Here is a 14085-nt window from a genome sequence, read left to right as displayed (position 1 = left end):
TAAAAAAACGACAAGACAGCGAATCAAGAGAGCGTTCCGCCTCTCAACGGGGGGTCTGGGGGTACCGACCCCCAGATCCGGGTTCTGCCCACACTAGAAAAATTCGCAACCCGCAAATTCTCTACGTTTACCGCTCAACTTGTCACTAGAAGATCCCGAATGGGTTCTATAAGGCGAGGGCTGGGGTGGGGTAAAGGGACTACGCAACAACTCAAACATCCTCTAAGTTAAGTTTATGTATCTTTTTATAGGTGCTCGACACCGATCGGCTTGATAATGTTAATAAAGCTCAAAAGCCAAAGAAATTGAGCCAACTACTAACGAGGACAATCTCATGATCGAACGTGGTTCTAAAGTTCGGATACTTCGAGCGGAATCTTACTGGTTTCAGGAAGAAGGCACTATTGTCGCTGTTGACAAGAGCGGAATTAAATATCCCGCCATCGTCCGGTTTGACAAAGTAAACTATGCAGGTGTCAATACCAATAACTTCGGATTGCACGAGCTAAAAGAAACAGCCGCTGCACCCAAAAAACCTCAAGCGACGACACCATCCGGTGGTAAGCAGACGACGATCGAGCCAGCCACCCGCCGCACTGGGCAAGGTGACATGAAAGCAGACGTTCGTCCAGGTGCTGGAGCTGAAGCACCATCAGTAGATACTACTACCGTTGAAGGTTCTCCTAACCAAGGAACAGAAGCTAGATAGCAGCAGTTCAAATATTTATATTAAAAATAGACAGGGGTAATGATAAATTGCTCCTGTCTATTTTTATCGAAGATCTATCTTTTGGTAGAGTCAGTAGTCTGTCTTTAGGATCTATGGGTTAGAAGTCGATCTAGGTATAATTCATAATGTACTGAATATGGATTTAGCAACTAAGGGCTGAATTAATTAAATTAATGAAAACTATACTTCCGCGTTTTGACTTTAAATCGCTTTACAAAACAGTAGTAACTTTTTTGGCTGTTGCCTTACTAGTTACAGTTACTGCCTGTGGCGGTTCAAATCAGACTGCTAAAATCGAAAAAGTAGATGTAGATAATCCATCAGCGGGTAAGTTAACGGAGTTGTACAAACCCCTGACGCCGCCTCAAGGTGGGATGAATAACTATAGTGATGTCGATCCTAGAGTAGATATCTCTAAAGTAGAGGCTAAAGCAGATCGCCTGATAAAGAAAACTGACGATCTAGTTAAAAAAGATACAAATCCATTCAAAGAAATCGGTAAGCAACTAGATAAAAAAGGACTCCCAGAAAGAGCTGAGGATCTATCTAAAGATGTGAGTCGATCGGCTAAAGAAACCGCCGACGGAGTTGCCAAGGGTACTGAGAGAGGATTTGGAAATCTCAAAGAAAATACTAAATCATTTACAGAAGATGTCAAGTCAGCAGTTGGCGATCTGAAAGAGAAGGTACAACAGCAAACTGAAGATCTCGAACGTAGTACTCGCAAGAACAGCTAACCCATTGATGCTATTCACAAAACATGATTATCCAATCTGTTAGGGATAGAAATCTCCACCAGCCACTGATTTCTACCCCACCATTAAAGCAGTGTGAAGTTAGTGTTATCGTTCCTGTCAAGGATGAGGCGCAGACCTTAGCCGCAACTCTCGCAGCACTGGCTCATCAAACTGGTTTAAATGGTCAGCCTTTATCTCCACTGCGCTACGAGATAATTATCTTGGCAAATAATTGTACTGACGAGTCGGCTCAGATCGCCCGTCAATTTGCTAGAGCGCATCCACTTTTAGCAATCCATGTTGCTGAGATTACCTTACCCCTCGATCGAGCGTACATTGGCTATGTCCGCAAGCTTTTGATGGATGAAGCGTACGGTCGCCTGATGAGTTTGGGACGGAGCCGAGGTATTATTGCTTCGACAGATGGTGATACCAAGGTTGCAACTACCTGGATCTCGGCAACCATCGCGGAGATTGCGAGTGGGATCGATGCTGTCGGCGGGCGGATTTTGACCGACCGACAAAGCCGTCATGCGCTCTCACCACAGGCGAGGACTTTCTTTTTACAGGAGGTTGGCTATCGTTTTCTAGTGGCTGAGATGGAGTGTTATATCGACCCCGATCCCTACGATCCTCTCCCTCGCCATTACCAGCACTATGGTGCTAGTCTAGCTGTTACAGCCGAGATGTATGCCAAAGCTGGTGGGATACCGCCAGTCCGCACCCCTGAGGATGAAGCGTTTTATCAATCTCTACTGCGAGTCAATGCGCGGTTCCGTCACAGTCTCCGCGTCCAGGTAACTACTTCTGCTAGAGCATCGGGGCGTTCCCCTGTCGGTCTGGCAAATCAATTAACAAAATGGACGGAAATGTCTGCTGATTCAGCTCTGAAAGTGGAGCCAGCCGATGTAGTCATCTCGCGGTTTCGATCGCGCCGCAAGCTCCGATTAGCTTGGCAAAGGGCATTACACGGTCATCAGCTTTCCTTTCAAGAAATCAAGCCACTAGCCAACAAATTAGGTGTTTGCGATGATTGGTTACTCGATGAGTTGTTACTCTCTCAAACATTTGGCAGACTATTTGAGAAAGTCACACAATATCAGCAAAAAACTTGTCCAATTCGTTGGCAGCTAATTGATGTTAAGACGGCGATTATGGAATTACGACAATCTAGATCTCTAAGGATCGCACACAGCCAACTCTCATTTCATCGCTAGAAATACCTAGTCAATCCTTTGTTAGAATAATTAATAGTTGAGGTAAAAATGTTTCTTCAAAGTAAAGGTTCTGAAACGCTAATCGAGATTAAAGATAAAGATCTGGAAATTCTGTTTAATCCACTCAAAAACGAGATTGAAGGTAGAATCCAAGAAGGTGAGGAAGAGCAAGATCCACAGCCTTTTAGCAAGCAGGAGCTAACGTTCGCATCAGGCGAAGATCTACCCCGCTGCTGGATCGATCCCAACTATAGAACTTAGATTAATCGATCGATCTTTAATCTATGTCCTCTATATACTAATAATAAACCCAGTAAAATTTGTTGATTCCACTGGGTTTATTATTTTATAACTAGTCACACTAATTAATCATTTCAACAGCATGTCGATCGCCGCTTGAGTCTGCGGTAAACTATCAATGACAATCGATGTACACAGCAACATCATATACAAGATTGAATACTTAAACATTGATTTAGCTACAGTCTTGTCAGTAGGAGCTTGTAACAACTTCCAAGCCTCATATACAAAGATCCCACCCAATCCTACTGCTGAGATCCCATAAACTATGCCAGCTCCACCCAATGGATACATCAGTAGCAGCGTAGTTGGAATCAGCAATAGGGTATAAATCCAAATTTGTTTAGCCGTAGCAGCTTCGCCGACAACCACAGGTAACATCGGCACCCCAACTTTAGCATAGTCATCTTTGAGCATTAGTGATAATGCCCAGAAATGCGGTGGTGTCCAGACAAAGACGATCGCAAATAAGATCCAAGCTTCGATACTCAAATTATTATTTACTGCTGCCCAACCAACTAGCGCGGGTATTGCGCCAGCGGCTCCACCAATGACGATATTTTGCGGCGTATGGCGTTTGAGTAGATGGGTATAAATTCCCATGTAGAAAGCAATGCCAGCCATCGCTAATAAGGCAGCCAAAAGATTGGTAAAAACTACCAAGATCGCAAAGGATAATCCCGCCAGAACTGCCGCAAAAACCCCCGCATGAAAGGGTTTGACTCTACCTGAAGGAATAGGACGATTGCGGGTCCGTTCCATGGCATAATCGATATCTCGATCGTAAATACAATTCATCGTTTGGGCTGAAGCTGCGGCAAGCATTCCACCAATTACTGTCACTAAAAATAAGACTGGATCGGTTGCCCCATCAGAAGCCATCCACATCGCTGCCGCAGTCGTAATCGAGAGTAAGGGAATAATTCTTGGCTTTGTGAGTTGGTAGTAACTCTGAATAACTTGAAGGAAGGTTTGGTGTTTGGTATCGACGGATCGATCGAGAGTCTCTTGCATATATAGGGAGTGGGGATGTTTAAACGCAGCGGCAGTAATAATCGGATCTTATCTAAGCTTGATTAGAAAGTTTTAAATTTTTTAGTCGCCAAGACCATACTGTAATTATAACTAATGTACCCAGTAGAATCGCACCGATCGATTGATGGGCAACTGTCAAAGTTTCAACTTGAAGATGTAGTTTGAAAGTCGCAGTACCTAGTAATACTTGAGAGACTAACAATCCTCCAGTCAGAGCAGCTAGATTATACAAATATTTGGGTAAATTTGGGTTGCGCCAGATCGTAATGATTACCGCCAGACAGCTTAGTGTGGCTGGAACTACCCCAATGATGTGACTATTCATCACAGTGCATTCGGAGTTGCCAAAACATTGATGCAGTGCCCATCTAGAGCCAACCAAACCACCGAGAATACTCTGAGTGTAAACACAAATCGCCGCAGTGAGTGGGAGCCAGTATGGTAACTGGGTGACTGGGTTGGGTGACTGGGCGATTGGGAGTAAGCAGGTACCGATCGTCAGTAAGGTAATAAAGAATAGTAGTGCTGTGCCTAGATGTGCGGTAACGATGTCAAAGCGGAGTAGTTCGGTGACAGTGAATGCCCCTAAAGCTCCCTGAACCAAAATCAGACTCATCGCAAAGGTTGTCGCCCACGGGAGCCAGCTCGGAAGTTGGCGACGCAACCACCAAGCGGAGCTAACTAAGCCCAGAGTACTCAACCCAATCAGTGCGGCATCCAAGCGATGAAACCACTCTAGAAATACCTGAAGATTCATCTGCTGGGTAGGTACCAATTGTCCGTAACAGAGCGGCCAATCGGGACAAGCCAAACCAGCATTCATCACTCTGGTGGCACTACCTATCGCCATTAATAATAATGTTGCAACAGCGATTTTCCAGATCGATCGACGAATCCGATCTCGAATGATAATACTTCCTCGATCGTGCCGATATTTATCTTTATCAGAAGGGTATTGAGGGATGAATGCAGAGTTTGACATGGTATCGATCGCTGAGTTAGTTTGCTTGGTTAGATTTTTTAGCTATGCTAGCTCAATCATTCTCAAACTAGCATTAATACCTAGTGACCACGATCGGCACAATCGGGGTTTCGATCGATATCCCGTTACTATTAGATCGTGCCAACTCTTACGCTATCTATGTTAGAGCCGCGATTATTTTAGATCCCAAAGAAAACCTTAAAAATTTAAATGTATCGAAATCTTGACATAATTGAGAAGTTCTCAGAATTAGCGATCGCAATAATGCAAACTCTTAGGCACAGTGCTGTATACCCACCAAGGATTAAGTTGCTTAATTATGCTTGGAATAGATCCCAAAGAAAATCTGAAGAAATGCAAACAAGTATCAATCGGATCGATCTGTTACGGTACCTTAGTAGAGATGACAGTTAACACTATGTCAATCCTCATATTGCTATTATCTAAACTTTTTAACTAAATTTATCAGTGTAAAATACCCCTAAATCTAGCCCTCAAAGCCATGCTTTGATTTACGGAATGCCAGCCAGCCGAGCTATATTATTACCCCTATCAAAATCGAAACTCGATTTTTAAACGATAGAGCGAGTCTTACTCTTGGTTTCATCAACTCTGTTCCATTCTGCCAATACCCGATGAATATTCCTAACTCAATTATTACGCTCCTGCTGGGTATAGGACTAACCTTAGTTAGCCTCTGGTACGGACAAAATCACGGACTGATGCCTGTTGCTGCTTCCGAAGAAGCCGCACACATCGACGGCTTATTCAATGCCATGATGACTATTTCGGTCGGACTATTTTTATTAGTTCAAGGCATAATTGTCTACTGTGCGATTAAATTTCGGCGCAAACCTGGCGAACTCGGCGATGGTGCTGCGATCGAGGGTAATGTACCATTGGAAATATTATGGACGGCGATTCCGGCTGCTGTAGTACTATGGATTTCGATCTATAGTTTTGAAATCTACAACGAAATGGGTGGTTTCGATCCTGCCGCAAATGACATGCACGCGATGCACGGAATGCCCGCAGGTAAAGGCAGTGCGATGGCGGCAACTCTAGACGGAATGCCCAACTCTAGCACCCTGATGGCATTGGGTGTCGGTGCCTCTCCAGCCAATCAAGGTAAATCAGCCGATGTCAGTGTCAACGTATTAGGGCTACAGTATGCCTGGATTTTTACCTATCCTGATGCGAATGTAACTTCGGCAGAACTACATATTCCGGTTGGCAAAGAAGTTCAACTCAACATGAACGCTCAAGATGTGATCCATGCTGTCTGGATTCCGCAACTGCGACTCAAACAGGACGTGATTCCAGGTACTCCTACCCAACTCAGATTTACCAGTAATAAAGTAGGTACTTATCCTCTGCGCTGTGCCGAACTCTGTGGTGGCTATCATGGTTCGATGGTGACTCAAATGGTTGTCCATACTCCCGAAGATTACGCTACCTGGATTGCCAGTCAGCAAGAATCTGCCCAAGCTCAAGCAGAAGTAGTCAAACAAACAATTGCGATGAACCCTGCCAACCTGTCTACCGGAAATTATTTGGCTCCCTATGCCAAAGAAATGGGTATTCAACCAGAGATGCTCAAGCACCTTCACCAGCATGAGTCGATGAATATGTCCGGCCTACCTGCAACCAGCGGCAACTCCTAAGCAAAACAAAATCCAACCTCCAAATCTAATACCTAATACCTAATACCTAACACCTAACACCTAACACCTAATACCTAACACCTAATCCCTAAAAGATGACAGCAGAATTATCAATTCCTACTCAAGCCTCAGCCGAGGATGATGTCGTTCATAATCCGCGCAGATGGCAAGATTATTTTACATTTAGTACCGATCACAAAGTGATTGGCATCCAGTACTTTGTGACTGGGTTTATCTTCTATATCATTGGTGGTTTATTAGCTGAAGGAATTCGGACAGAACTAGCAACTCCCGATCCCGATTTGGTCGATCCTGCTACTTACAATAGTATGTTCACTATGCACGGGACGATCATGATCTTCCTGTGGATCGTACCAGCCGGAACGGGAGCCTTTGCAAATTATCTCCTGCCCCTGATGATTGGGGCGCGAGATATGGCGTTTCCCAAGCTCAATGCTGTGGCATTTTGGATTATTCCACCGACAGGATTATTACTAATTCTTAGCTTCTTTTTAGGCCCTGCCCAAGCTGGTTGGACTTCCTATCCACCACTGAGTTTACTTACAGGTAAAGTCGGTGAAGGGATCTGGATTATGACGCTATTACTACTTGGAACTTCTTCGATTTTGGGAGGGATTAATTTCTTTACCACAATTATCAAGATGCGGATTCCGAGTATGTCCATGATGCAGATGCCCTTATTTTGTTGGGCGATGTTGGCAACTTCATTATTGATGTTAATTGCGACTCCAGTTCTAGCTGGGGCACTGATTTTACTCTCCTTTGACTTGATTGCTGGCACAGCCTTTTTTAATCCGGTTGGCGGCGGCGAACCAGTAGTTTATCAGCACATGTTCTGGTTCTACTCTCACCCTGCGGTGTACATCATGGTATTGCCCTTCTTTGGGGTGATTTCTGAGGTGATTCCCGTTCATTGTCGCAAACCGATTTTTGGTTACGGTGCGATCGCGTATTCTAGTATGGTAATCAGCTTCTTAGGCTTGATTGTCTGGGCGCACCATATGTTTACCAGCGGTACACCACCCTGGTTGCGGATGTTCTTTATGATCGCCACGATGGTAATTGCCGTACCCACGGGGATTAAAATCTTTGGTTGGTTGGCGACGATGTGGGGCGGGAAAATCAATCTCAATACGCCGATGTTATTTGCGATGGGTTTTATCTCTACCTTCGTCATCGGTGGGATTACTGGAGTCATGTTGGCGGCGGTGCCTTTTGATATCCATGTTCACGATACTTACTTTGTGGTCGCCCACTTGCACTATGTACTGTTTGGTGGAAGCGTCTTTGGGATTTTTACGGGTGTCTATCATTGGTTCCCTAAAGTAACCGGAAGACACATCGACGACACTTGGGGCAAGATCCACTTCGTGCTAACTTATGTCGGTTTTAACGCAACTTTCCTCCCCATGCACATATTGGGATTGCAAGGTATGCCGCGTCGGGTTGCGATGTATGCACCAGAATTCCAAGGTTTGAATCAATTTATCACCTATGGTAGCTATGTGCTGGCGATTTCGACTCTCCCCTTCATAGTGAATGTGATTTACTGCGCTTACAAGGGCAAGCCAGCAGGGAGTAATCCTTGGAATGCGTTGACTCTTGATTGGCAAACTACTTCACCCCCACAAATCGAGAATTTTGAGGTTTTACCAGTGTTGACGACTGGTCCTTATGATTATGGTGATACTGAGGAAGTTGAAGAGCCAGCCAAGGTATTTACGACTTCGGGCTAGTTGCGATAGCAGCAGTGCCAATTATGCTCGAGCTGGTGGGTTACGCTCCGCATTCGCGCAAGCGTAACACACCCTACGCCTACCCATTTACGGACTACCCACCCCACCCTGTGGGCACCCCTCTCTTGAAAAAGTGCTTTACTTTGGGTTTCCCCAAGTAAAGCACTTGTCGCTCCGTTTGCGAAGTGTCTGCCTGTGCAGAGGAGGGGATTTTCTATCCTAAACCTTAATATCTATGCAAGGATCTATTTCCGACCAGACGCAAATCAATATTGAGAGTGATACCCATGAGAGCCATCATGAAGCACATCCAGATTTTCGGATCTTTGGTTTAATCGTGTTTCTCGTGGCTGAAGGGATGATTTTCCTCGGATTGTTTGTTGCCTACTTCGCATTTCGCTCGATGGCACCCGAGTGGCCGCCAGCAGGTACACCCAAGCTCGAACTCCTGCTACCTGGAATAAATACTGTCGTGCTGATTGCCAGTAGCTTGGTGATCCATCAAGCTGATACTGCGATTAAAAAGAATGATGTTAAGGGTTTGCAACTGTGGTTTGGGATTACTGCCCTGATGGGGATTCTGTTCTTGGGCGGACAGTTGTATGAGTACAGTCACTTAGAATTTGGACTCCGTACCAATTTATTTGCGAGTACTTTCTATGTCTTGACAGGATTCCACGGCTTGCACGTCACTGTCGGTGTATTGTTAATTTTATCCGTATTATGGCGATCGCTCAAATCCGAACATTACGGTACAAATAATCATTTCGGTGTCGAAGCCGCCGAGATTTATTGGCACTTTGTTGATGTGATTTGGATTATTTTATTTATTCTGTTATATCTAATTTGATCGTCAATACTCACCCGACAATCCATTTGTCGATCGCTAAAAAGTCGTAGGTCAATCTAGACCTACGACTTTTTATTTTAATAATCTAAACTTATTTCTAAACCAGTATTTTGCCTAAAGCCTAAAGCCTAAAACCTAAAGCCTAAAGCCTAATTAGCCTAGCCTTCCTTCTCAGCAAAGCTCAAACCAGAAGCAAATTCTTCGCCATACCCTTCTTCACCATGCTCGGCGATATCTAAGCCTTGATATTCGGATTCAGGTTTAACCCGTAGCTCCATTACCAAACTCAACACCTTGATAATAATAAATGTACCAGCAGCAGCGATCGCATAAGTAATAATCGTCGCCACAATCTGTTTGCCCAATAGAGCAGGATCGCCACTGACAATCAAACCATCAGCACCAGCAGCATTGACAGCTTTGGAGGCAAATACACCAGTCAGCAAGCCACCAACAGTACCACCGACACCGTGAACGGGGAATGTATCGAGAGAGTCGTCAAACTTTAATTTAGCCCGCAGACTGACAGCAAAGAAACAGCAAGTCGCCGTAATCGAGCCAATCATAATCGCACTCAGAGGAGTCACAAAACCAGCCGCAGGAGTAATTCCAACTAATCCAGCTAAGAAACCACTGGCAATCCCCACGGCGGTAGGTTTAGTCCGTAATACCCATTCTAAAATCATCCACATCAAACCGCCCGCACAGCCAGAAACAGCCGTAGTAACAAATGCGACAACAGCTATACCATTGGCACCGAGGGCACTCCCACCGTTGAATCCGAACCAGCCAAAAAATAGTAGTCCGATTCCCAGCAGCACATACGGCACATTGTGTGGTGCTGCTGGTTGATTTGGGTAAGTTCTACGAGGACCGATCATCCAAGCCGCCACGACAGCCGAAACACCAGAGCTGATATGAACTACCGTACCACCAGCAAAGTCTAGGGCACCGAGTGTAGCACCTAGATAACCTTTACCCCAAACCATGTGAGCTAGAGGGGCGTAAATGATTGTAGACCAAATCAAGATAAACCAGAAATAAGCTTTGAAGCTCATCCGTTCGACAATTGCTCCAGAAATCAAGGCTGGAGTGATGATGGCAAACATCATCTGGTAAATCATATACAACTGGTGGGGAATTGTCGGTGCATAGCCCACCGGATCGGGTCGATCGAATGCAACGTTATTTAACCCAAACCAATTTAAGTTACCAAAGATTGGGTTAGCGATCACCTCCTTAATCGTGCCATCTGCCGCTTTAACAACTGAATCGGGCGAAAAAGCAATACTATAGCCCCATAAGATCCAAGTCACGCCCACAACAGCCATCAATACCAGGCTCATCATCATGGTATTTAAGACGTTTCTAGAACGTACTAAACCACCATAGAAAAATGCCAGTCCTGGAGTCATCAGTAGTACCAATGCTGAGGACATTAGTACCCATGCGGTATCGCCAGTATTGATAGCATTGACATCCATCGCTGGTGTTTTAATATCATCTGCCAGAGCATTTCCCATCAGTGGGACACTGAGCACCCACACAGCCATCATTACAAAGAGAATTTTTTTGAACACCTTGTTCGATCCTTTACACGCCAGAGTATTTGAACTTAAAGATAATTATGTATCAATTTGGAACAATTTTGTGTTTGAAGATACAAAAATTCTGTATAAAAAAAATACATTTGCTAAGACTTCAGTATTATCGATCGCTGGCAGCGGAACAGCGTAGAAAGCAACAAAATTTTAATATTGAGGAGTGAATTATGATGTATGTCCAGTTTCAAAATTTAAGGTAGGAGCAATTCATAAATTGCCCCTACCTCAGGTAGATATCGGAAGTAAAGCTTGGCTATGTTTGCGAGTAGCAGTAGACCTTGCCCTTATTTTTAGCAACGTCTACTCAGGTTTCTCAAATTTCTGCCCCAATTGGCGATCGCCTCCTCCCAATCCATAGCTTGAAGAGTGAGCGGAGGGAGTTGGTTGGATGACATACTCAGGATAAGCTGGCATCCCATGCTCGTGAACGTCGATGCCTTCGAGTTCTCCTTCTGCGGAAACTCGGAGTGTACCAGTTAGATTTACCGCAGCCATTAGAGCCATTCCAAGCGAAAAAGCCGAAAGGGTCACGATCGCACTGCCGACAAATTGAGCAGTCAATACCTGCATCCCACCACCATAGAGTAGTCCTTTCACCAGCAACGGAGCTGAATTATCGGCGGCAAATGCCCCTGTGGCACCAAATTCACCCGTTGCAAAAAATCCGAGAGCCAATGTACCCCAAATTCCACAAAAGCCGTGAACGGGGACAGCACCGATCGGATCGTCAATGCGTAGATGTTCTAATAGGTCGATGCCCCAAACCACGACTGCTCCACCGATCGCACCTGTAGGATTTACCCAGTAACAGGGACAGGTAATCGATACCAATCCAGCCAGGAAACCGTTGACAGTATAGCTAAGATCCCATTTTTTGGTCTTGGGAAAGCCGACAAACATGGCTGATAGCCCACCCGCACAGGCGGCGAGGGTGGTATTGGCAGCGACTCGTGCTGTACCCTGAAAATCCATCGCTGAAAGCGTAGAGCCAGGGTTAAAACCATACCAGCCAAACCACAAAATCAGACCGCCAATCGCCGCGATCGTCAGATCGTGAGGCAGCATTGGGCCGCCACCATCCCGCTTGAATACCCGACCGAGACGTGGCCCCAGGACGATCGCGCCTGCCAGAGCGATAATCCCGCCGACGGTATGAATCACTGCCGATCCAGCAAAGTCCCGAAAACCAGTACCCACAAAGGGTAAGAAGTTATTCTCACTACCCATCGATACCAGAAATCCATCTGGCCCCCAGACCCAATGTCCGATAATGGGGTAAATAAAGCCAGAAACGCCAGTACTGTAGAGCAGATCGCCGACAAATCCCGTCCGACCGAGCATCGATCCTGAAGTAATCGTCGAACAGGTATCAGCAAAAGCGAATTGAAATAGCCAGAAAGCTAAGAAGGCAACACCCGTAGATTGATAAGTTGCTGGCGCACCTTGCAAGAAAAACCAATTACCACCGATGAAGCCATTGCCAGTGCTAAACATAAAGGCAAAACCGATCGCATAAAACAAAATGCCACACAGGCAGGTATCGACAATACACTCCATCAACACGTTGACAGTTTCGCGAGAACGAGAGAATCCTGCCTCCAGCATCGTGAACCCCGCCTGCATCCCAAATACCAAAAATGCTGCGAGCAATGTCCACAAAGTATTGATCGGATTGACAATATCATTTGCCTTGATGACAGGATCTGCGGCTAGCACAGGCGATCCGACAAAGTGAGCAACAATCGGAATCGCCACGAGGGCGAGTACCAAAATAGCCACAAACTTGGAAAATAGCAGGACGTACCCATATCGTCGCCATTCAGGATCTTGCAACCTTTGACCCAATCGTCTCCAATTATCGATTCGGCGACCGCTGCGGCTGTGAGTTGGTAAAGGCTGTAATCCAGACGCGCTCTGTCTGGGATCGATCGTCGCTCGGACTTTTGTTAATAAATCCGAGCAATTTCTCCATAACCATTTGAGCATTTTATTACTCACCAAACCAGAATCGGACGAGGTACCCCGACGAACCGTTGGCGTAGCCTCTCCTACGGAGAATCGACCTCTAAATTTACCTCTGCTAATAGTCATTAACTATGTCCCTAAAATAAGAAAACAGATATCGATCTAGATATTTAGATCCAAGATTAAGAAGTAAATCAGTCCAATTTACCTGATTTATAAGTAAATACATGTAAAAATTCACCATCATCGTTCGCGGAGCGTCGGCACGGCGGAATCGAGATGATGTTTGGCAGTTTGAAATCCCCATTATTTAGTTAGGGCTTTAGCAAACCTGCGATTTAACGGCCTAGTCGATCGACCTGACAAGCATTGTGTTGACCTAGCTCGATCTGAATAAATCTAACATTACGCAAGCTAGATTAAAAAAAATGTATCCTCACTTACATTTTGAGTGAGAAGTCAGAGAGCAGCTTACTTGTAGTTACTGCTTGTCCAAATAACTGCGATATCCGATCTCTGTCAACCGATCTTGTTTAGCTAGCACCATATCTCTCAAGCTGTCTCTATAAGACTGAACTTGGGCTGATAAAGTAGGATCGTGAATGGCGAGGATTTGGACGGCTAGTAATCCGGCGTTTGTAGCATTGCCGATCGCGACTGTCGCCACCGGAATACCTGCGGGCATCTGCACGATCGAGTACAGTGAATCCACGCCTTGCAACGCCCTAGTCTGCACGGGTACGCCGATCGTGGGTAAAGGTGTTAGGGATGCCACCATCCCAGGTAAATGAGCGGCTCCACCCGCACCTGCAATAATCACTTTTAAGCCGCGTTCGTAGGCGGTTTTGGCGTACTCAACCATCCGTTCGGGGGTGCGATGTGCAGAGACGATCGCGACTTCATGGGCAATCTCAAATTGTTCGCAGATTTCGATCGCCGCTTTCATTGTTGGTAAGTCGGAATCGCTACCCATAATGATGCCAATCAGGGGAGATGTCATAGTTGGGAATTGCTGGATAGTTTCTCAAAGCTATGAACATCATATGGTATTGGCGAACCGAAATCATTAGACTTCCTACGAAAGTCAGGCTTTAGGCTTTAGGCTTTAGGGAAAACCATAGACGAAAACCATACTAAAAAAGATGATGTTTTTACTTTCGCAGGAGGTCTATTAAAAGAAAAAAAGACTAGGCTATTAGACAGCCTAGTCTTTTTGTTGAAATTGGATTTCTAGATCGAGTCCT

General features: G+C 45.3%; 12 protein-coding genes. 7 read left to right on the top strand and 5 right to left on the bottom strand.

The window, feature by feature from the left end; translation table 11 throughout:
• The first annotated feature begins 334 nt into the window (after positions 1-334).
• The 4 genes from ACEW9J_RS16120 to ACEW9J_RS16105 all read left to right on the top strand — a co-directional run bounded on the left by ACEW9J_RS16120 (position 335) and on the right by ACEW9J_RS16105 (position 2945).
• Positions 335-709 carry a photosystem I reaction center subunit IV gene (locus tag ACEW9J_RS16120; RefSeq protein WP_373546132.1) on the top strand — a complete coding sequence of 125 codons (375 nt, stop codon included), beginning with the start codon at positions 335-337 and terminating at the stop codon, positions 707-709.
• 194 nt (positions 710-903) lie between these two features.
• Positions 904-1467, top strand: a complete 564-nt coding sequence (locus ACEW9J_RS16115) for a hypothetical protein (protein ID WP_373546131.1) — start codon at positions 904-906, stop codon at positions 1465-1467.
• Positions 1468-1490: 23 nt separating this feature from the next.
• Complete coding sequence (locus tag ACEW9J_RS16110; protein ID WP_373546130.1) at positions 1491-2684, top strand: glycosyltransferase family 2 protein; 1194 nt, start codon at positions 1491-1493, stop codon at positions 2682-2684.
• A gap of 48 nt (positions 2685-2732) precedes the next feature.
• The gene (locus tag ACEW9J_RS16105) at positions 2733-2945 is read left to right on the top strand and encodes an acetyltransferase (RefSeq protein WP_373546129.1); all 213 of its coding nucleotides are present in this window, start codon (positions 2733-2735) and stop codon (positions 2943-2945) included.
• 108 nt (positions 2946-3053) lie between these two features.
• On the opposite strand, the gene ACEW9J_RS16100 is transcribed toward ACEW9J_RS16105, so the two are convergent.
• On the bottom strand, positions 3054-3998 hold the full coding sequence (locus ACEW9J_RS16100; RefSeq protein WP_373546128.1) for a heme o synthase: 945 nt from the start codon (positions 3996-3998) through the stop codon (positions 3054-3056).
• Between the two features lie 52 nt (positions 3999-4050).
• Positions 4051-5001 (bottom strand): heme A synthase, encoded by a 951-nt coding sequence (locus ACEW9J_RS16095; protein WP_373546127.1) that lies wholly within the window; start codon positions 4999-5001, stop codon positions 4051-4053.
• Positions 5002-5636: 635 nt separating this feature from the next.
• On the opposite strand from ACEW9J_RS16095, the gene ACEW9J_RS16090 reads away from it, so the two are divergent.
• From ACEW9J_RS16090 to ACEW9J_RS16080, 3 genes are all read left to right on the top strand, one after another.
• Entirely contained in the window at positions 5637-6665 is a 1029-nt protein-coding gene (locus ACEW9J_RS16090; protein WP_373546126.1) for a cytochrome c oxidase subunit II, read from the top strand.
• 95 nt (positions 6666-6760) lie between these two features.
• Positions 6761-8422 carry a cytochrome c oxidase subunit I gene (gene ctaD, locus ACEW9J_RS16085; protein WP_373546125.1) on the top strand — a complete coding sequence of 554 codons (1662 nt, stop codon included), beginning with the start codon at positions 6761-6763 and terminating at the stop codon, positions 8420-8422.
• A 235-nt stretch (positions 8423-8657) separates the two neighbouring features.
• Positions 8658-9272, top strand: a complete 615-nt coding sequence (locus ACEW9J_RS16080; protein WP_373546124.1) for a heme-copper oxidase subunit III — start codon at positions 8658-8660, stop codon at positions 9270-9272.
• A gap of 158 nt (positions 9273-9430) precedes the next feature.
• On the opposite strand, the gene ACEW9J_RS16075 is transcribed toward ACEW9J_RS16080, so the two are convergent.
• The 3 genes from ACEW9J_RS16075 to purE all read right to left on the bottom strand — a co-directional run bounded on the left by ACEW9J_RS16075 (position 9431) and on the right by purE (position 13841).
• Positions 9431-10795 carry an ammonium transporter gene (locus ACEW9J_RS16075; RefSeq protein WP_373546133.1) on the bottom strand — a complete coding sequence of 455 codons (1365 nt, stop codon included), beginning with the start codon at positions 10793-10795 and terminating at the stop codon, positions 9431-9433.
• Between the two features lie 381 nt (positions 10796-11176).
• Positions 11177-12967, bottom strand: a complete 1791-nt coding sequence (locus ACEW9J_RS16070) for an ammonium transporter (protein WP_373546123.1) — start codon at positions 12965-12967, stop codon at positions 11177-11179.
• 355 nt (positions 12968-13322) lie between these two features.
• Entirely contained in the window at positions 13323-13841 is a 519-nt protein-coding gene (purE, locus tag ACEW9J_RS16065; RefSeq protein ID WP_373546122.1) for a 5-(carboxyamino)imidazole ribonucleotide mutase, read from the bottom strand.
• Positions 13842-14085 lie beyond the last annotated feature (244 nt).

The sequence above is a fragment of the Chamaesiphon sp. genome, from assembly GCF_041737865.1.
Classification (GTDB): Bacteria; Cyanobacteriota; Cyanobacteriia; order Cyanobacteriales; family Chamaesiphonaceae; genus Chamaesiphon.
This window is presented reverse-complemented; position numbering and strand designations above follow the sequence as displayed.